This window comes from Peptostreptococcus anaerobius VPI 4330 = DSM 2949 (genome assembly GCF_000381525.1).
Taxonomy (GTDB): Bacteria; Bacillota; Clostridia; order Peptostreptococcales; family Peptostreptococcaceae; genus Peptostreptococcus; species Peptostreptococcus anaerobius.
On record NZ_KB906606.1, the window covers coordinates 71,210 to 90,573 of the forward strand.

The window sequence follows — 19,364 nt, forward strand, 5'->3', positions numbered from 1 at the left end:
AATTTGGAAATAGACACTTTTGGTCTGAAGGATATTATGTAAGTACTGTGGGATTAAATGAGGCAACAATAAGGAAATATATTCAGGAACAGGAAAGACACGATATAGCTTTGGACAAATTAAGTGTCAAGGAGTATGAAGATCCCTTTAGGGATGGCAAGTAATACAAATACCCTTTAAAGGGTAGCGACGAGTCAAAGGCCGAGCTTGAACAGAGTGAAAGCCAGCGCCTTTAGACGCTGGCCGGTAACCCTTGGGCTTATAGCCCGTGTGCAAACCACCCGTTGGACGGGTGGTCATGATTTCTACAACTGGTTCTTTAACAACTAGTGTCATTACAAATTTACCTTCTGCTCCAGATTTATCTTTTGCAGTATAAGTTACTTCGTAAGTGCCTGGTGTTTGGTTAATCTTTGCTAGATTTTCTTTAGTTATTTCAGTTCTAGTATCTTTTTCAATCTTTTCAACTTTATAAGTGAAATCTTTATTGTCAACTTGTGCAATATCAGATACTTTTTCAGTTGAATCTTTATCTGTAACTGTAATGCCATCTTCTAAGTTAAGGGTATCACCTTTAAAGATTTCTTTGTGGCTTGTAGTACCATTAACTATAGGTGCAGAATTTCCTCTTAACTCTTCGATAGCTTTTTTGATAGCTTCATATTGATTATCTAATGATTTTTGTCCATCTGCGTCAACTGTTACAGTTGATTTAGCTTTTTGGTCTTTTTGTTTTTTACCTTGTGGAGCTTTCACAACTAAGTCATCATATGCTTTTTGTATAGCTGCTTTTAGTGTAGCAACTTTTGTTTGGTCAACACCCTTCTTACCTTCAAGATTCTTAACTACTGCTTCACCTGTTGGGATGATTGAGTTAAGTTTGTCTGGGTTTAGCTGTACTTTTTCAGTAACTGGTGTTGATTCTGTCTTTGACTCTGGTAGAGTTACTACTACGCTGATGTTTTCTCCTGCAACTAGTGGGTCTTTTACCCCTGCTACGAAGGAACCATCTGCTTTAGCAAGTGTTCTACTTAGGACTGTATCGCCTTTTTTGATAGTTACAAGTGCACCGTCTAAGCTTACTGGGAATTTATCAGAATTGGAAGATGCTGAGATTTTACCCTTAACTGTTGTATCTCCATCTCTTAGAGGTTTTTCTGCTCCTTGAGCATCTTTATCAAGTTCTACTTTTACTGTATTTGGCTTAACAATAAGTTTTTGGTTTGGAACTTCTAGTGTTGAACCGTCTTTGAATGTTACTAGTAGTGTACCTACTTTATCTCCTGCTTCTGCAGTTGTTCTTGCAGGATTTGTTATATCAGTAACTGTTGCATCTTTAAGAAGTGCTGCAAAGGCATTTTTCTTATCAGCAGGCGTGTTGTCTGCAAGTTCAACACCCTTGTGCCAGAATTTTTCATCTAGTTCTTGGCCTTGTAGGGCTGTAGTATCTACTGCCTTAAGTCCATCTTTACCAATTTTAGTGGCTGCTTTTTCTGCAGCTGTTGCCTTGAATGTTGTTGCCTTTGTAATTACCTTTGTCCAAGGTTTTGCAATGTCAACCATACCAGTTGCTGAATCTTCAGCTTCTGTAGTCCACTTTGGATTTTGGTGACCTTTTTCAGCTACTAGATCTGGGAACTTGTCCCTAGCAAGTTTTGATCCTTGGAAGACTCCGTAGGATTTACCATATAAATCATCTTTTGCAATGGTATCGTCCTTGATTACCTTAACTTCGAATACTCCATCTGGAAGTTTTTCACCTGGTGTGATTTCTCCACCATCTGCAAGGTAAACTGGTCTAAACTCTGTGTCTGCTACTGGTCCTTTTGTAGGAAGTTCTGGCTTCCACTTTAAGAACTTTTTGTTGTCGTCTTTCCTTCCATAAATAATAGGAGTTGGTTGTCCAATTCCTTTTATTTGATTTTGAAGGTCTGTGTCAGTATATTCTGTGCCTTCTAGGACATCTATTACTTTAAGCTTTTCACCATTCTCAAATCTACCGTCTTGGGCGTTTGCACTTGTTTCAGCGTGGAAGCTTAGACGTTTGTATCCATCTGGTGTCTTTGGTAGGTTGCCACTATCGTCTGGTGTTGGAACGATGATCTTAGGTTGTGTAGCAAATTCAATGTAGCCACCAACTTTTTTCTTTTGACCATTGATTTCAACTTCTTGGCCTAGGGCGTTATAAGTGATTTTGTTTAGCTTATAAGTCTTGTCGCCAACTTTTAGTTTATTCTTTGCGTCAAGTTGTGTTGTAAGACTTAATGCCAGATTGTCTTCGGCATAGTTTAAGTCCTCAATATTATTGTCTGCAAAGTCTGTAAGTGTTCTAATATTTAAAGTCTTTGTATTTGCTGGTAGGTCAAAATCATGCTCTTTTTCTAAAGCAAGCTTTAATCCTAAGTCTTGATTAATGTTTTCTTTAAGTTCTTTACCATATGGGTCTACAACTTTTAAACCAATGACTGGGTGTATGATTTGAGTTAACTCAAATTTATAAGTCATGTCTTTACCCAAGTTGAAGTTTGTTGTACCTGTAGCTCCTACATAAACTCTTAGGGCTATATTGTCCTTAAGCACAGGAATTTCTGCTTCAACATTTCCATTACCAAAGTCCTTTGGAAGATAAAAAGTTTCAGTCTTTTTAATTTCTCCCGCTTGGAAGGTCATCGTTCTTGTTTCAGTTCTTGTTCCGCCTAATTCTTTGAAAGTAATCTTTACATCAAATGAACCTGCTTCAGTTAATGCTGAAGGATCAAATTCATTACCTCCAAGGTTTAGGCCTAGGGTTTCTAGATTAATTTCAACTTTTTGGGCTACAGTTTCGCTGGAAGAGCGAGCTTGTGTGGGGGTTGCTCCAAAAAATCTAACACTTCTTGAGAGAAATCTTAGTTGCGGTTTTTCTCCTCTTACATTACCTAGATTAATAACCTGCTTGTCTCCCACAGTTCTTATATCTGTGATTTCATTCCTAACATTCGTTTCCGTTTGTGCAGCGAATGCATTCAGTGGAAAGGATGTTATGATCATGAACAGAGTCAAAAGCATGGTTAGTAATCTTTTGATTTGATTGTTCATTTTTCCTCCTTTCAGGTTTAAATCGGGGAGGGGTTAGCTCCCCTAAATTTAGTGTTTAGTTATATGTTTTGTTAATTGTTGCAAATATATTATTGTCCTAATACTTTTGCATAAGGGTTAGTATATGCACCTGTTTTATTAGTACCGATGATTTCAATAATTTCACCGGCTTGTAGTTTGTAAGGTTTACCTTGAGGGTCTTTAAGCATAATCTTTTGATATTTCTTACCTACAGTTGCTTGAGTAGTAACCTTAGCCTTTGCTTGGTAGTCATCAGCTTTTGTTCTAACGTCTTCAAGGTCTGCTGCATTGTAAATTCTTACAGTAACAGTTACTCCTTCTTCATAGGCTCTTACTTGAACGAAGTCTTTACCGATACGTTCCTTACGAACCATGATGTCGATAATCTTACTTGGATCGTATTTAGGATTAAGTGCTGTTGCGTTTCCAAATCTATCTTCTAGTGAAATGTCAGCATCTTTAAAGCCATTTCTATTAAGCATTTCAATTGTAGCTTTTAATTCTGCTTCGTTTTGTAGACGTAGGATTTGAGTACCTGCATTGTTCTTGTACTTAACAACGATAACTTTTGTGTCTTCTTTGAAGTTAGATAGGTCTACATTTGCCCAACGTCTCCACATGTCTTCTTTAGTTTTTGCATCAGCTGTTGGAGCTGTTAAGTCTAGAGTAAATCCGTCTGAGTAGTTAGGCTTCTTGCCTGCTTCATCAGATTGGATAACAAGCTCAATTCCTTTTTCTTTCAATTTGTTGATCTCGCCGAATTTACTTTCCGGTATTAAGATTTGCTTCTTAACTTCTGTACTGTCGTCAGAAACCATATCTTTGTCTAGAACAACTGGAGCGATATTGCCCTTAGCATCTACTGGTGCCAGTGGAACGAATTTTTTGTTTTCGTCTTCTCCTTCAAAGTAACCTAAAGTATATTTTGATCCTTCCTTAGGTGGTAGAAGTGGATGGTTTGGTACGTTGAATTCTACAACTGAGTTTCCATCTTTATCTTTTGGAAGTTGTTCTTTTTCTTCAACTTTATGCGAAACTGGTTGTGCTTCAACTTTGGCCTCTGTTGTTGAAGATGGAGTTTCCGCTTCTCCAATTACTTTAAATTGTTGAGCCTTAACTATTTGTCCTGCTTGCATTTGGCCAGTTTGAATAGTGATTACGCCGTTAGCGTCTACTTTTACAGTTTCTGTGAAAGTACTGTTGACTTGGTCAAATACATAGCTACCGTTATCATGCTTAACAACTGTTACTGTTTGACCATTTGGTAGGGTTGTTACAATCTTACTTGGATTTCCAACTTTTCTAACAACTACTTGTGTAGCATCATACTTAATCGGATCAATTGTAGGTGGTTGAACATCTACCTTAGAGTTCGTAAGTTTGATGGAATAACCGTAAGTGTCGAAGTATTTCATAGTCTTATCATCATTAGGATTGATAAGTTTTCCATCTTTTGTATAGTGGCTACGCATTGTAGCTGCTGACATGGCGTCTACACCGTCTGTGTTTACAAGTTGTGCCTTATAGCCGCCTTTACCTTGGTTTTGGTTAGTGTTTACTATAGTTGCACCATAGTCTTTGTAGTTTATGCTACCCTTTTCAAATAAAGCTTTTGTTGAATCTGTAAGCTCTACTGCGATATATGACATTCTGTGACCTGCTTCGTCATAGGAAGGTAGGTCGTTCCAGTTTATTTTGCCAGTTTTTGGAGTTGCGCTTGTTAAAGCTTGCACTGATCCCGGTACTGGTCTATAAACTGCATTTTGATCTACAATTTCAAAACCTGCTGCTCCTACTGCTGGTCTAGCTAAAAGTCCAACTGATAGCTTGCCGATATTCTTGTCTTTGTCTGTTCCTTGGTCCCAAACTTTTTCAACGTCTACGTGGTAGTTCTTCCTCCAAACTGCATATAGGTCTACACCATCTCTAACTTGGTCGGCTGTTAGTGGGAATTGGTCTCCATCACGTAGGTAGTTGTCAACGTTCACGCCAGTTCCTGTTTTGTTTTCATCAGGTATATCTGCATTAGGATCTGTTGAATAACCTACTAGTGAGTATCCATCCATCTTGAACTTAGGATCTGACCAGTTCTTTTGTAGACGAACTGAACGGTCTGTAAGGTTTTGTTCTGTTAGTGATTGAGTTACAGTTTCGTCAGTTTTACCTTTCAATCCAGCTGGTGGATTTGTGTGGAAATTTACAAGTGGTGAACCATAAGCTGCGTAAACAGTCATGTTCTTAGTAATCGGTGAAGTGCTTGTAAAGATTAAGTTGTCTCCACTCAGATACTTGTCTACTGAATCTGCTACTTTTAGCTTTGTAAAAGCTTCAGTTACTTCTTGTGGTGTGCCTGTTAAAGGCTTAGTTGTCCAACCTAGGAAGGTCTTACCTGAAACTTTTGGCGATTCCGCTACAAACTTTCTAAGCTCTAAAGCTTTTTTAGTTCTTTCTAATTCACCTTGAAGTTTTGTCTTCTGTTCACCTGATGCTCTTGCAATTGCACTTGATAATGCTACAATATTTTCTTCAAATTTCTTGCCGTTGTGGTCTGCTAACTTAACATTCTCACCTTCAAAACCGTTCGCTACATAGCCTTCTACATTGGCAAATTTCACGTTCATCGGTGCTATACGGACAACTTCTTCTTGTTGGTTAGTTCTATCAGTTATATACGCATGTTCTGTACCCACTTTTTGGCCTTTATCTACACCCTTATAAGATAGAACACTTTGTCCAAGGGTACCACCGTTTAGGTTGAAAGTTACCTTGGCTTGAACTTGTTCCATTACAGGATCTTTACTTTCAAGAGAGTTGGATAAGACGTCTTGGTTGGTAAAGTAAAGAGGCATGTCCTTAGTTGCCCAATAGTCTGGGTTTATCTTGTGGTCTGCGTCATTTGTTGCTGATGTCCATTCAAATCCTTGTACATCATCGCCGTTGACATTCATTTCGATTTTTTGGTCTGATGCTTGGATAGTTCCCAGTCTCTTTGCTGTTTTAACTTCCCTCTTGTCTGCATCGTATGGATATACAAAAACCCTGTCGTATTTTGAACGTCCTGTTAGATGTTCTGAGTCTGTAAAGATCTCGTCAATATCCGGTGCGTCCGCAGTTCTTGTTAAGATACCACCATCAAAGTTTTCTTGACGTGACGACATTAGTGGGTCGTGGTTATCCTTAAATAGGGTGTTTTGTGGATCATTAACCTTCTTGCCTTCAAAGAAGACTTCTCCCTTATCATTCATTGTATATCCAGGTTTTGAAAATTCTCTTTCAAATCTGTATGTTTTTTGTTTTGTCACTTTACTTCCTGAATCGTCTTGGGCAGAGTAGTTAAATGTAACCGTCATACCAGGTGATACTTCTTGTAACTTAGTCTTTCTTGAGAAGATAGTAAGTGGAGTATCCTTTTTAATCTTGATATCGAATGGAACCCAGACTGTCATTTTACGCATGTAGTTACCAGTTCCACCAACATACTTAGCCTTATCTTCTGTAGTTCTAAGACTTATTTTGTATTGGTCGTCTCCGATTTGTATGAATGAACCTTGTGTGTCAAAAGTACCATAAGTGATCAGGTCACGTCTACCATCAAAGCGTATATCGATAGTGTCGCCACGCTTTAGGTTGATGTCTTCATTTCTTGTAACTGACTTGAACTCTTCGACACCTGTTTTATTAGTAGCAAATAGTGTGGAGAAGAATTCGTAAGAAATAATATCGCTGGATCCGAATTTTTCTTTTAGTTTGTCCTTGTCAACAAAGTACCTGACAACGGTAGAGTTTCCGTATCCTGTTAGGGTAGGTCCTCCAGGTAAGAAAGTTTTATTAGGATCATTGCTTGAATACTTAACAATACCGACGCCATTTCTTCTTTCAATTTGATCTTTTGAGTAGTCTATTCTGTTGGCAGGCTTTGGAACTGTCGGGTCTGTAGATGGATAGTGCAAATTGTCATTACTGTCTGCAGAGAATAGTTGAATAACAGTTCCGGACTCATCTTGAGGTTTGAGGATGTCGATCAGGCTCTCATCAAAGGATTGCATAAAGCCATAGTCGCCCCTATTTTCAGAGCTACCAGAGTTCATAGAACCACCGACGTCAGCAACAGAACCTACGGTACCTTGCGTTCTTCTCATATAAACATCGAAGTAGCCCTTTTCTTCGTTATATTTGATATAAGAAGAAGATGATTGGAAGACATTTTCATAGTTACGTACTACGTCTGTATTTATAATTCCTTGCTTAAGATTCACTCTAACAGGAACAAAAGTAGACATAGTGTAAGACGAATATGGAACCTCTGCATTTTCAGATATAGTCGTAGAGTATATACTTTCGTAATTGCTATCCATTAATCGCATTTGGATTAGGGGGTTTTTATCCAGTTTTTTAACCGTTTGGTCCTTTTTCATTACCAAATCGATGGGTACTTCGTAGTGGGTACCTACAGTTCCTGTATTTACTGTAAATGTTCCGCCACGAGCGATATCCATAACATGTAAGTCACCTGAACCGCCTTGTTGGGCAGATACAGGTTGAAACTTAATGAATTCTTCGTTGTAAGCCCAGCCGTCGTGGTTATTCTTACCTTGTGTAGGTAGTTTTTTACCCATACCAGACTCTGTCCAGTCGATCAACCCTTCTAGATTATGATCCGGTTTTAAAATCATTCTCTCCCAAACAGCAGAAGTTGCTGTTGAGTAGGCTGAGAAAGCTAGTCTGATGACTTCTCTACCGTCCGGTCTCGTGTACCCCCCGATGTATCTAAGGGATGGGTTTTTTAATGGTTCTGCGTGAGATACTTTTACCAGTCTACCTTGGTGAGGAATTGGCCAGTATCTCGCTGTTTCAACGTCTTCTACCCAGTTGGCTGGTTCGACTTCTGCTAAAGCATTTGTAGGCACAAGGCCTATCATCATTACGATTGCTAGTAGTAAAGATAAAACTCTTTTTAAACTACTATCACTGAATTTCTTCATAATATCTCCTTTCTTTTTTGTTTGTCCATTTTTATGGTTGGACTTCCATTTTAGTTAAAGTTGTTCTTTAACTAAGACAGTTGAATTACTGCCTTGTAATGTGCTAAAGTGATAGCGTGTATCTATCTTCAGTACACTACTTTAGCCGGTGGTTGTTTTAATTGCTTATAAAAAAATTTTGTCACAAGTTAGCCACCTTCTTAATCTTGCATAAGAAGAAAGAATGTATTATTCATATTGAAAACATATCTTCGCATCTAACTATATTATATCATATTGTTAGTTTATTTCAATTACAAAATTGCAATATAATTTGTACAATTTTTGTCCTTCCCATAGCAAAAGTCCTCCTATGATAATAATTTTACCATAGAAGGACTTATAATTATACAGACCTTTTACATAGACTCAAAAAAGGCTGCTAGCATTTAAACTCACAGCCTTTTCTCTTGCCACCTAAAGACTCTCTAAATCAGTTTTTCTAAAATCCCTAATCAAATGAGCCTTTGACTTCTATTTTTTAGTATTAAGCATAGCTATAAGCGGAGTTCTGTATTAGATGATCATCTTTCTAGACCTATTGTCACCAATAGGTTCAAGCGGCCTACCTACCGGGAGATGCGAGCAACATCTCTTGTTCCTAACTTGGCCTTGCACCAGGTGGGGTTTACATAGCCATATAGTCACCTATATGCTGGTGAGCTCTTACCTCGCCTTTCCATCCTTACCCAATGGGCGGTTTATTTCTGTTGCACTATCCTTAAGATCGCTCTCACTAGGCGTTACCTAGCACCCTGCTCTATGGAGCTCCGACTTTCCTCACGTATTGCTACCTGCGATCATCTGCTATACTTAACTAATATAGTGTAACATATATATGTACAAAAATAAAGATTTTTTTAGTATACTAGCACCTTATCATCTAATTTGTATAGATTGTACCTCTCTATAAGTCTTATCAACTTATCTGCATATATCTTGTTACCGTTCTTGTCCTCTGTAGTAGCATAGCCTGCATCTTCAAGGGCCTGGGCCTGTGACTTATAATCTTTTTTATCAAATATACCTGCCCTTTCGTACCTCTTGTTCTTGACCAAAAAATCCGTATGGTCTTCTATAGAATGTTTCCATGACCTGTACTTTCTGAACTTGGCATTAACCTTAGAATTATAATATTCTCCCGTAGAAAAGGTCACACTACTTCCCCACCAAGAAGAATCCGCCTTGATACCAAATAGGTTGTTTGCATCCTGTGTAAGTTTTGACCTACCCCAATTCGACTCAAGTATTGCCTGAGCTACAGTGATGGATGGTAGGATGCCTGATTTTCTATACTCAACTATGGCTATATCATCTACCTTGTCTATAAAGTCTTGACCGGACATTGTATATCCACTTTGACTTGATTGGTATTCAACAAATTCAAAAACAGACTTGGCTGTGTATAATGTCGATATCAATACTAGCAAGATAATAATCTTCCAAAACCACTTTCTTTTTGGTCTAGTAGTTTTTTTCTTTTTATATGTATAATTCTTAGTGTACTTCTTTGCCTGTTTTTTTGTTGTTTGCTTATTTGCTGTTTGTTTTTTTGTTGGTTGCTTATTTGCTGTTTGCTTATTTCTTGTTCCTTTTTTAGTCCTTGTTCTAGTATTAGACTTGCCTAGTTTGACCATCACACACCCCCTATCCTTTAGAATCTATTATTCAAATTACTAAAAATATACCACCCATAAATAACATTCTAAGTAATGCATCCTAGGGTGGTTCTATTTTTATTATCTCATACTATTCTTTAGTTACTCTTTATTTCAATCCATGCCTTGTCATATAGCTTGATATTTTTTTCAAGGTCTAAAAAGGCTTCACATTTTTCCAACAACTTCTTATCTGGATAAAGAGTAGGGTCATTTCTCATCTCTTCAGGCAGTTTTTTCCTAGCTTCTGTTATAGGGGTAGAATATGCTATGTATTCAGTATTTCTGGCTGCTACATCAGGATCACATAAGAAATTTATAAAGGCCTCTGCCCATTCTTCATTATCAGCAGTCTTCGGTATACATATTCCATCTGTCCATATATTAGATCCTTCTTTAGGTAGGACATATTCTAGGTCAGGATTTTCTTCCTTCATCATTCCTACATCTCCTGAGTAGAATATACCTAGGGCAGCTTCTCCAGCAACCATCCTGTCCTTGCCATCATCATTTACATATGCAAGTAGCTTTGGTTTTTGTTTTATAAGCTCTCTTTTTGCATCCCTCAGCTCCATCCTATTTACGGAGTTCATGGAAAATCCAAGTCTTTTTAAAGACACACCGATTGTATCCCTTACTGAATCGAACATCAGTATATTTCTCCTGTATTTGTCATTCCATAGTATGTCCCATGAATCTACAGGATCTTTGACCATAGACTTGTTGTATACTATGCCTAGAGTTCCCCACATATAAGGCACTGAGTACTCATTTGTAGGATCGTACTTGACATTTCTAAATTCCTTGTCTATGTACTTGTAGTTGGGTATATTATTGAAGTTTATCTTCTTTAGTAGGCCTTCTCTACTCATCTTCTGGATCATATAGTCTGAAGGAAATACTAGGTCATATTTTGTGCTTCCACTCTTTACTTTCTGGTACATCATCTCATTAGTGTCATATGTTGAATACTGGACCTTGATACCTGTCTGCTCTTCAAACTCATCAATCAAGGACTCATCAATATAGTCTCCTACATTATAAACATTTAATACCTTGCTAGAATCCTTGCCAGCCCCACATCCGGTCATGTTAATTCCCATAATCAAAGAAAGGGATAGGATAGAAATGCTCTTTATTATCTTTTTAATATTCATATTTACTACCTCCTACTTGCCCCTGTTGATTATATTGTTCTTGATAACTGAGTCCTTCTTGTTTGAAAGTATCAAAAGTATCATAACTGTACCAAACATCAGTGTAGATAGGGCGTTTATTTCTGGCTTTATACCACGCCTTGCCATACCGTATATCTCTATAGAAAGGTTGCTTACACCGTTGCCTGTATTGAAGAATGATATTATAAAGTCATCTATTGACATTGTAAATGCCATTAGAAATCCTGATATCACTCCTGGTCTTATCTGTGGTATGATTATCTTTCTGATAGCATACCAAGGTGTAGCGCCCAAGTCCATGGCTGCATTCTGAGTGTTCTCTGGCAGCTGTCTTAACTTAGGTAGGACAGACATTATAACATATGGTGTACAGAACATTATGTGAGATATTAACATAGTCTTGTAACCAAAGTTCATATTTAAAAATGTAAACAGGGACATGATGGCCACACCTGTTACTATTTCTGTATTTAAAACAGGTAGGTAGTTGATATTCAGTATAGCCTTTTTCATCTTGCCCCTCATCTTGTATATACCTATAGATGATATTGTACCGAATATTGTAGATATAACAGATGCAAGTATTGCTATTGTAACTGTATAATATAAGGCACTAAGTATTGAACCATTTTTAAATAATGCCGCATACCACTTAAGTGTAAATCCATTTAAGTGACCCATAGACTTTGAGTCGTTGAAGGAGAATATTATAAGGGCTGCTATAGGTGCATATAAGAATATAAATACAAGCACCAAGTATACATTTTGCATAAATTCCCTACTCTTACTATTTAATCTCGGTAGTTTATTAGTCTTGTTAAATATAGTAATCTCCTCCTTCCGATCCGTCCTTGTCTACCTTGTTCATGATAGCCATAGACACTAGTATTATTATCATCATAACAATAGAAAGCGATGAGCCGAAGTTCCAATCACCAACTGTTGTAAACTGCTGTTCTATCAAGTCACCTACTAGCATAGTCTTACCACCACCTAGTAGTCTAGATATTGCAAATGTTGTAACACAAGGCATAAATACCATAGTTATGCCACTCATAACGCCCGGTATACTAAGTGGGAAAACAACCTTTTTAAATACCGTAAATCCACTCGCTCCTAGGTCCTTGGCTGCATTTATAAGGTCCTTATCCATCTTCTGTAGTGATGTATATATAGGAAGGACCATAAATGGCAAGAAATTGTATACCATGCCCAACAAAACTGCAGAGCTAGTATATAGTATTGAGTTTGGATGCACACCAAAGAATGCCAAAACACTATTCAATAGACCATTCTTACCCAATATAGCTATCCATGCATAAGTCCTAAGAAGGAAGTTCATCCACATAGGAAGTATAAATAATATAATCAGGTTGGCGCTCTTTGAAGTGCTCATCCTAGATATTATATAGGCAACAGGATAGCCTATTATAATACAGGCAATTGTAGCTAGGCCTGATATTACAAAGGACCTAACAAATACCTTGAAAAACAATGGGTCAAATACGTCCCTGTAGTTAGCCAATGTGAATAGTACACCACCATCATCTGTTTTTCTAGTAAAAGAATAGTAGACTACCAATATAAGTGGTATTACTATAAATATTGTAGCCCACACTGCATAGGGATATGCTAGCCTAGACTCCTTTATCTCAAATTCTGTGTTTGTCTTGTTATCGGCCTTCATTACTACACCTCGCTTTTGTGCATGATATGTATATCCTCAGGATTAATTATCATACCTAACCTAGAACCTATTGGTGCAGTCTTAGTGTTCTGTAAGAGCCACATCCTGCTGTTTTCTTCTACCTCTAGTTCATAATGAACACCCTTAAATGTGGATGAACGAACTGTACCAGATATCATACCCTCGTCTTCCTTGACCATTATTATATCCTCAGGTCTTACTACAACGTCTACTGCCTGACCCTTTTCAAAGCCCTTGTCAACACAGACAAACCTAGTATCTGAGAATTCAACGTCGAAGTCATCATGCATAATTCCGTCGATTATATTTGATTCACCTATAAAGTTGGCTACAAAGGCATTTTCTGGTTCATTGTATATATCAACTGGAGTACCTATCTGCTGGATCACACCCTTGTGAATTACAACCACAGTATCACTCATACTTAGGGCCTCTTCCTGGTCATGTGTTACGAAAATAAATGTTATACCAAGCTTTTTCTGGATCTTCTTAAGCTCGCTCTGCATTTCCTGTCTTAGCTTTAGGTCAAGGGCTGCAAGAGGCTCGTCCAAAAGAAGTACCTTAGGTTCGTTTACAAGGGCACGGGCAATAGCAACTCTCTGCTGCTGGCCACCTGAAAGTGAGGCTATAGACCTGTTCTCAAAGCCAGCTAGGGATACCATGCTAAGCATCTCCTTTACCTTGTCATCTATGGCCTTCTTGTCCATCTTCTTGATCTTAAGACCGAATGCCACATTCTCATATACATTCATATGTGGGAACAAGGCATACTTCTGGAATACTGTATTGATGTTTCTCTGGTATGGAGGGGCATTATTCACCCTATAACCACCAAAATAAACATCACCTTCATCAGCAAATTCAAAACCACCTATTATCTTTAGTAGTGTAGTCTTTCCACATCCACTTGGTCCAAGTAATGTCAAAAATTCATTTTCATTTATCGTTAGGTTAAAGTCGTCTAAAACCGTATTGTCATCGTAAGTCTTTGATATATTTTTTAGTTCTATTAGTTTATTATTCAATATATACACCTCTTATCTATTTAAAATGATGGAGGACTGCTGACCCATACCATTGCTACTGGTGTCTTGCCCTCATTTGTAATATAGTGATTAGCCCTTGCCTTATAGTAAAAGCTCTCACCCTTTTTAACCTTGTATTTTTTGTCTCCCATATATAGGGTCACTGTACCCTTAATGACATATCCAAACTCCTCACCTTCGTGGGGTTTTTCTTCCTTGTACCTTCCTCCTGGCATTATCTCAACCATTACAGGCTCCATGTCATTCTTCTGTGAATTTGGGACCAACCACCTAAATGTGTAGCCTAGGTCTTCATCTTCAACCTCAAACATATCATCCTGCTTGAATGTTATTTTTTCATTTAAGTCTTCTGAGAAAAACTCCTTTAAATTAGTTCCAAGTATCTCCAATATATCTATAAGAGTTGCTATGGACGGAGATGTCAGGTTATTTTCTACCTGAGATATAAATCCCTTTGACAGCTCACACCTATTAGCCAACTCCTCCTGGGTCAGTTGTTTCCCAGTCCTAAGTCTTTTGATTTTTTCACCAATATCCATATTAATCGCCCTTAGAGCCCCTCCTATCCTAGCATAATATAAGTTAATTACTATCATAAGCCCTATCATGTAGTCCTTGTTAGACAAGACTTTGTATCTATTTTCCAAAGTAGAGTTTTCATCTACTAAACTTTTAGTTTAATAATGCATTGGTTACTTTTTACTAAACTATTAGTTTATTTTTATTAAACAATATCTATTATAAAGGTTGAGTTAAGATTTTGCAAGACTGAATTTCGTAATTTTTACCTTGGTATTAACCTTTATTTTTAAGGTGTTCATCATATACTAGCTTTCTTTATATACTAGTTTTCTTTATATACTAGTTTTCTTTATATACTAGCTTTCTTTATATACTAGCTTTCTTTATATACTAGCTTTCTTTATATACTAGCTTTCTTTTATTTTATCTAGCATAAACTTATAAAAAAAGACTGGAAAAAATCCAGTCTTTTTTATATCTATGTTTCTATAAAATTAATATCCTAATAAGTCTTTTGTTATAGCATTAGTTCCACCTATAATATAGTTCAATTTGCCATTTATAGTATTTTTTACCTGATGACTCATAGCATTCTTATCAACTAATAAAAGAGTTTTTCCACCATCATTCAATAAGTTAACTGAGCTTAGTGCATCGGCAAATACCCTTCCATTGGCAAGTATATGAACATCATATTTTACAATTTCAGCTACAATAGCTGATGTCTGTTCCCTGTTTTTACCAAAGGTTCTGTATAAATTCTTTCCAGGCATTTTAGACTTGATATTCGCTTCAATAGCTGGACTTACTGAATGGGCTCCACCTACTATATATGCGTCATGGTAGGCAAGAACCTTAGGCACCTTGTCTTCCTTGTCAACTAATAGTATAGGAGCGTTCAATTTTTTAGCAAGAGGTGTAGCTGAAAGTGCGTCTGCAAAATCTCTACCATCTGCAAAAATTATATGTTTTGAAGGTCCAAATTCATTTAAAAGCATCTTGGAAGTTAGGTACCTATTAGCTCCTGCTATCCTTCTAACATTCAACCTTGCAAGCTGGTTTTTAACAAGCTCAGGAACAGAATTTGTACCACCTACTATTATAGCTTCCTTGGCTCCAAGGTCTTTTATAAGTTTGACAGCTTCTGGCTTTAGGCCTGTCTTTGTTGAAAATACGATCGGAGCATTTTTCTTCATAGCTAATGGTCCTGCTGAAAGTGGATCTGCAAAGTTTTCTCCTGAAGCTATTATAACTGTTTTTGTAAGACCCATTTTAAAGCTGTTTTTAATGGACTCTAGGTTTGTTTCATACCTATTTGTACCGCTTATTCTCTTTGAATTTGGATCAACTACTGCACTAGTAGAGTCTGAAACTATAACAGGTATAACGAAGTCTCTTGATAGGCCCTGATATGTAACCCTTATCTTAGCTTCTTTATTACCCTCTGTTGAAGTATCAGCTATAGATATATTCTCAATATTAGCATCTTTAGGAAGTCCCACTATTGCATCTTTTGCATTTACCTTTTCTCCAACCTTTGCCTTTATTGAGTTCACGCTAACAAACTCAGTGTTGACTAAATATGTCTTTGTTTCTATTTTTCCTGTATTATCATATTTAAACCTGTAAGAAATACAAGTGACTAGGTGGTCTCCAGGCTTTAAGTCTACATCCTTAAGAGGAATCGTATATGAGCCATCTTCATTACTTATCTTGAACCTACTGTCAGTCACTAATTTATCTGAAGTCAAGACTGCTTTTGATTCAGCATATTCTTTATCAGTAATACGATATACAGCGAGGTCTACGGCCTTATTTAGCCTACCACTAGTAACTGTATCTGTCCCGCTGATTATATTTTGTATAGAAACATCTTTCTTAAAATCTTGCTTCAATTTAGCCTCAATATCATTGAACTTTTCTATTGCTATCGGCTTTGTATAATCAGGTTCTTGGTCTTTATTCACAGCACCTGTTGATTCAACGAGTTTTATAGCTGATGGGTTTAACTCAGGCTCTATCTCCAAGGTAACATCATCTGCAAAAACACTTGAATAACCTAGACCACTTAAAAACATTGTAGCTGATAATACTATACTAATATTTTTTTTCATAGTATCCCTCCCCTATATTAATATCTTATTATTATACCACATATTGCAAGTTGTTTCAAAAAAAGATAATTTGAGTTAATTGTTTGAATAATACAATTAAATATAAAGTTAGTATAAAATATTAAATTTTCCTATACATTTTCACCACCTTGTTGTATGATAGTCTTGGTGAGAATTTTATTTATTATGAAGATAAGTTTTAAAACACAGATTAGAAGATAAAGATTACAAATGGAGGTAAGTTTTGAAAAACAGATTAGAAGATAAAGATTACAAAATGCAAACCTTAAAACTTGCCCTATTCTTAGGAGAGCTCTTGATTAAAAACGGTGCTGAAACCTACAGGGTTGAGGACAGTGTCCTAAGAATATGCAAATCTAGAGGATACAACCATATAAATTGCTTTACTACTCCGACCGTAATAATAGTTTCAGACGACAAATTTGACGGTCTATGTTTTATGAAGACAATTGTAACGAGGTCAATAAACCTAAATAAGCTTTCTATTTTAAACAATTTTTCAAGAGAGTTTGTCAATAAGGTAGATCCCGATATGGAAGAAGAAATAAAAGAACTCCGTAGAATAGACCAGCTAAAGGCATACCCTACTTCAATGTATTTTTTAGGGACAGGTCTAGGCTCTGCAGGCTTTGCAGCTACACTAGGTGGTAATCAAATAAATACATTTATTTTAACAGCTATAACTTCAGTAATAGCAACTTATGTATATGACAAAACTCTTAAATACAGTTCTATTGTCATGTTCTCAACTATGCTATCTACTATAATAATAACTGTAATGGGTGTTTTGTTCTACCACTTAGGTTTTATAGACCAACCAACAGCTCTAATAGTTGGTTCTATAATGCCTTTACTTCCAGGTGTTGCCTTTATCAAGTCTATGAGAGATTTGATATCTGGTAATTTAATGTCTGGTACCGCTCGTATATTTGAGGTTCTTATGATAATAACGGCCATAGCTTCAGGTGTAGCCTTAGTTCTTGGAATAGGAGGTGTGTAAAATGATGGATATACCAATTTGGGAACATTTTCTATTTGCTGCTATGGCAACTTGTGGTTTTTCAATATTTTTTAATGCACCTAAAAAACTGCTCCTACCATCATCAGTTGTAGGTGGAGTTGGATGGATAATATACCTTGTGATGTCGGTTCATTTCGATAATCCACTAGTATATGCATTTACAGCAGCTATATTTATAGCAGTATCATCAGAGATTTTTGCTAGATTACTAAAGCAACCTGCTATTGTAATCATTATTCCTGGTATACTACCATTGGTTCCTGGTATCAGTCTATACAATACGGTATTGTACACAATCCAAAAAAAGTACGAGTTAGCTGCAAGTACTGGAACTAGAGCTATAATCGTCAGTATAGGAATATCACTGGGCATACTTGTAGTCGCATCCTTGTCTAGAATGTTCAATATATACAAGCTAAAGAAGGCCTTCTCTAGCAACGATTCTAACAAGTATATCAGTTGGGTAAACATAGGTAAAATAAGAACCAACAACACCTATGTACTCAACAAGGCTGAGATGAACGACCAGCTCAACAGTATGAATCTGGAGGATATTGAAGAAGATAAATGCAAGTCCAAGCCAGAAAATAGCTTTGTAGAAGAAGAAATCATTTGTGATGAATCTGAAAAAACAAGTGATATTAAAAATAAGCAAGATTCAGACTCATAAATCTTATAAAATAAAAAATGCTAAATTCAACAGTATAAAAGGTTGAAATTTAGCATTTTTGCTTTTGGGTAAAAAATCACTTATGGGTTAAGACTTTTTTAGTTACCCTTTTAAAATATTATATATTTTAGTATCTATCTATATACTTTTTAAGGTCCTTTGCAAAGTAGGTAATTATTATGTCAGCTCCAGCTCTTTTTATAGACTGGACACTCTCATATATTGCTTCTTCATTTAATAATCCCTGTCTCACAGCAAATTTAACCATTGAATACTCACCACTTACATTATATGCAACAACTGGAACACCAAATCTTTCTTTTGCCCCCTTTATTACATCCAAATAAGCAAGGGCTGGTTTTACCATTATCATATCTGCGCCTTCTTCTATATCTAGCTCGCATTCAAGCATCGCTTCCCTATAGTTGGCTGGGTCCATCTGGTACTGTTTTCTGTCTCCAAATGATGGTGCAGAATCTGCCGCATCCCTAAAAGGTCCATAAAAACTTGATGCATACTTAGCGCTATAGGCCATTATTGGAATATTGACAAAGCCATTTTCATCTAGTATTTCCCTAATCGCTGCTACCCTTCCATCCATCATATCAGATGGAGCTACCATATCAGCACCTGCTTGTGCATGACTTAGGGCAACTTTCTGAAGATACTTTAGAGTAGCATCATTATTTACATATCCATCCTTGTCAAGAATACCACAGTGACCATGGTCAGTGTACTCACACATGCATACGTCAGTTATTACTGTTAATCGATCTGTTATTTCCTTTACCCTTCTAACTGCTCTTTGTACTATACCATCCTCTACAAAAGCTTCTGTAGCACATGAATCCTTCTTATCAGTAACACCAAAAATCATAATGTTCTGTATATCGTGATTCAATATATCCTGTATCTCCTCATCTAGTCTGTCTATTGATACATGGTAAACATCTGGCATACTAGGTATTTCTCTCCTTATATCCTGACCTTCAATCACAAATATTGGATAGACCAACTCCTTCATGCTAAGTCTAGTTTCTCTTACTAAATCTCTTATAATCCCTGTTTTTCTTAATCTTCTTGTTCTTTTCATAATCACACTTCTTTCCTTTTATATTATACCTATAACATTATAACACTTTAAAATAACATACACAAGTTGTCATTTTTTTAATTTAATTAAATAGAGTGTCTCAATAATGAAGATTTTTAAGACGAAAAAAACGAGAGCTAAGCCCTCGTTTAAATCAAGTAGTTAAATTATCTGCTAATTACCTAATTACTATTATTATTTTTTTATTATATC

The 19,364-nt window shown here is 36.6% G+C and carries 13 protein-coding genes and 1 other RNA gene; 3 read left to right on the forward strand and 11 right to left on the reverse strand.

The genetic code is table 11. The features are described from left to right. A partial coding sequence (locus F823_RS10810) for a transposase (protein WP_207636116.1) occupies positions 1-164 on the forward strand: 164 nt, incomplete at its 5' end. Here F823_RS10810 and F823_RS0101045 read toward each other — a convergent pair. The 10 genes from F823_RS0101045 to F823_RS0101085 all read right to left on the reverse strand — a co-directional run bounded on the left by F823_RS0101045 (position 148) and on the right by F823_RS0101085 (position 16,346). Then, the gene (locus F823_RS0101045) at positions 148-3,078 is read right to left on the reverse strand and encodes a hypothetical protein (protein WP_019595269.1); all 2,931 of its coding nucleotides are present in this window, start codon (positions 3,076-3,078) and stop codon (positions 148-150) included. The two genes, F823_RS10810 and F823_RS0101045, sit on opposite strands and share 17 nt — an antisense overlap. Before the next feature lie 89 nt (positions 3,079-3,167). Beyond that, complete coding sequence (locus tag F823_RS0101050; protein WP_019595270.1) at positions 3,168-8,081, reverse strand: hypothetical protein; 4,914 nt, start codon at positions 8,079-8,081, stop codon at positions 3,168-3,170. Between the two features lie 523 nt (positions 8,082-8,604). Next, an RNA gene (gene rnpB / locus F823_RS10740) (RNase P RNA component class A) lies at positions 8,605-8,936 on the reverse strand. A gap of 44 nt (positions 8,937-8,980) precedes the next feature. Then, positions 8,981-9,757 carry a glycoside hydrolase family 73 protein gene (locus F823_RS0101055; RefSeq protein ID WP_002846535.1) on the reverse strand — a complete coding sequence of 259 codons (777 nt, stop codon included), beginning with the start codon at positions 9,755-9,757 and terminating at the stop codon, positions 8,981-8,983. A gap of 119 nt (positions 9,758-9,876) precedes the next feature. Further along, the gene (locus tag F823_RS0101060; RefSeq protein ID WP_002846537.1) at positions 9,877-10,935 is read right to left on the reverse strand and encodes an ABC transporter substrate-binding protein; all 1,059 of its coding nucleotides are present in this window, start codon (positions 10,933-10,935) and stop codon (positions 9,877-9,879) included. Positions 10,936-10,947: 12 nt separating this feature from the next. Beyond that, positions 10,948-11,727, reverse strand: a complete 780-nt coding sequence (locus F823_RS0101065; protein ID WP_002846538.1) for an ABC transporter permease — start codon at positions 11,725-11,727, stop codon at positions 10,948-10,950. Positions 11,728-11,773: 46 nt separating this feature from the next. Beyond that, positions 11,774-12,643 (reverse strand): ABC transporter permease, encoded by an 870-nt coding sequence (locus tag F823_RS0101070; protein WP_019595271.1) that lies wholly within the window; start codon positions 12,641-12,643, stop codon positions 11,774-11,776. Positions 12,644-12,645: 2 nt separating this feature from the next. Then, a complete protein-coding gene (gene potA, locus F823_RS0101075; protein WP_019595272.1) occupies positions 12,646-13,689 on the reverse strand; it encodes a spermidine/putrescine ABC transporter ATP-binding protein in 1,044 nt (347 codons plus the stop codon). A 20-nt stretch (positions 13,690-13,709) separates the two neighbouring features. Beyond that, positions 13,710-14,249: a helix-turn-helix domain-containing protein gene (locus tag F823_RS0101080; protein WP_026333301.1), complete on the reverse strand. Its 540-nt coding sequence runs from the start codon at positions 14,247-14,249 to the stop codon at positions 13,710-13,712. Positions 14,250-14,726: 477 nt separating this feature from the next. After that, on the reverse strand, positions 14,727-16,346 hold the full coding sequence (locus F823_RS0101085; RefSeq protein ID WP_019595274.1) for a cell wall-binding repeat-containing protein: 1,620 nt from the start codon (positions 16,344-16,346) through the stop codon (positions 14,727-14,729). Between the two features lie 244 nt (positions 16,347-16,590). Between F823_RS0101085 and F823_RS0101090 the strand changes: the two genes are divergently transcribed. Further along, complete coding sequence (locus tag F823_RS0101090; protein WP_002843455.1) at positions 16,591-17,367, forward strand: threonine/serine exporter family protein; 777 nt, start codon at positions 16,591-16,593, stop codon at positions 17,365-17,367. A 1-nt stretch (position 17,368) separates the two neighbouring features. Continuing rightward, entirely contained in the window at positions 17,369-18,058 is a 690-nt protein-coding gene (locus tag F823_RS0101095) for a threonine/serine exporter family protein (RefSeq protein ID WP_019595275.1), read from the forward strand. A 127-nt stretch (positions 18,059-18,185) separates the two neighbouring features. On the opposite strand, the gene hemB is transcribed toward F823_RS0101095, so the two are convergent. After that, positions 18,186-19,151: a porphobilinogen synthase gene (hemB, locus tag F823_RS0101100; protein WP_002846546.1), complete on the reverse strand. Its 966-nt coding sequence runs from the start codon at positions 19,149-19,151 to the stop codon at positions 18,186-18,188. Positions 19,152-19,364 lie beyond the last annotated feature (213 nt).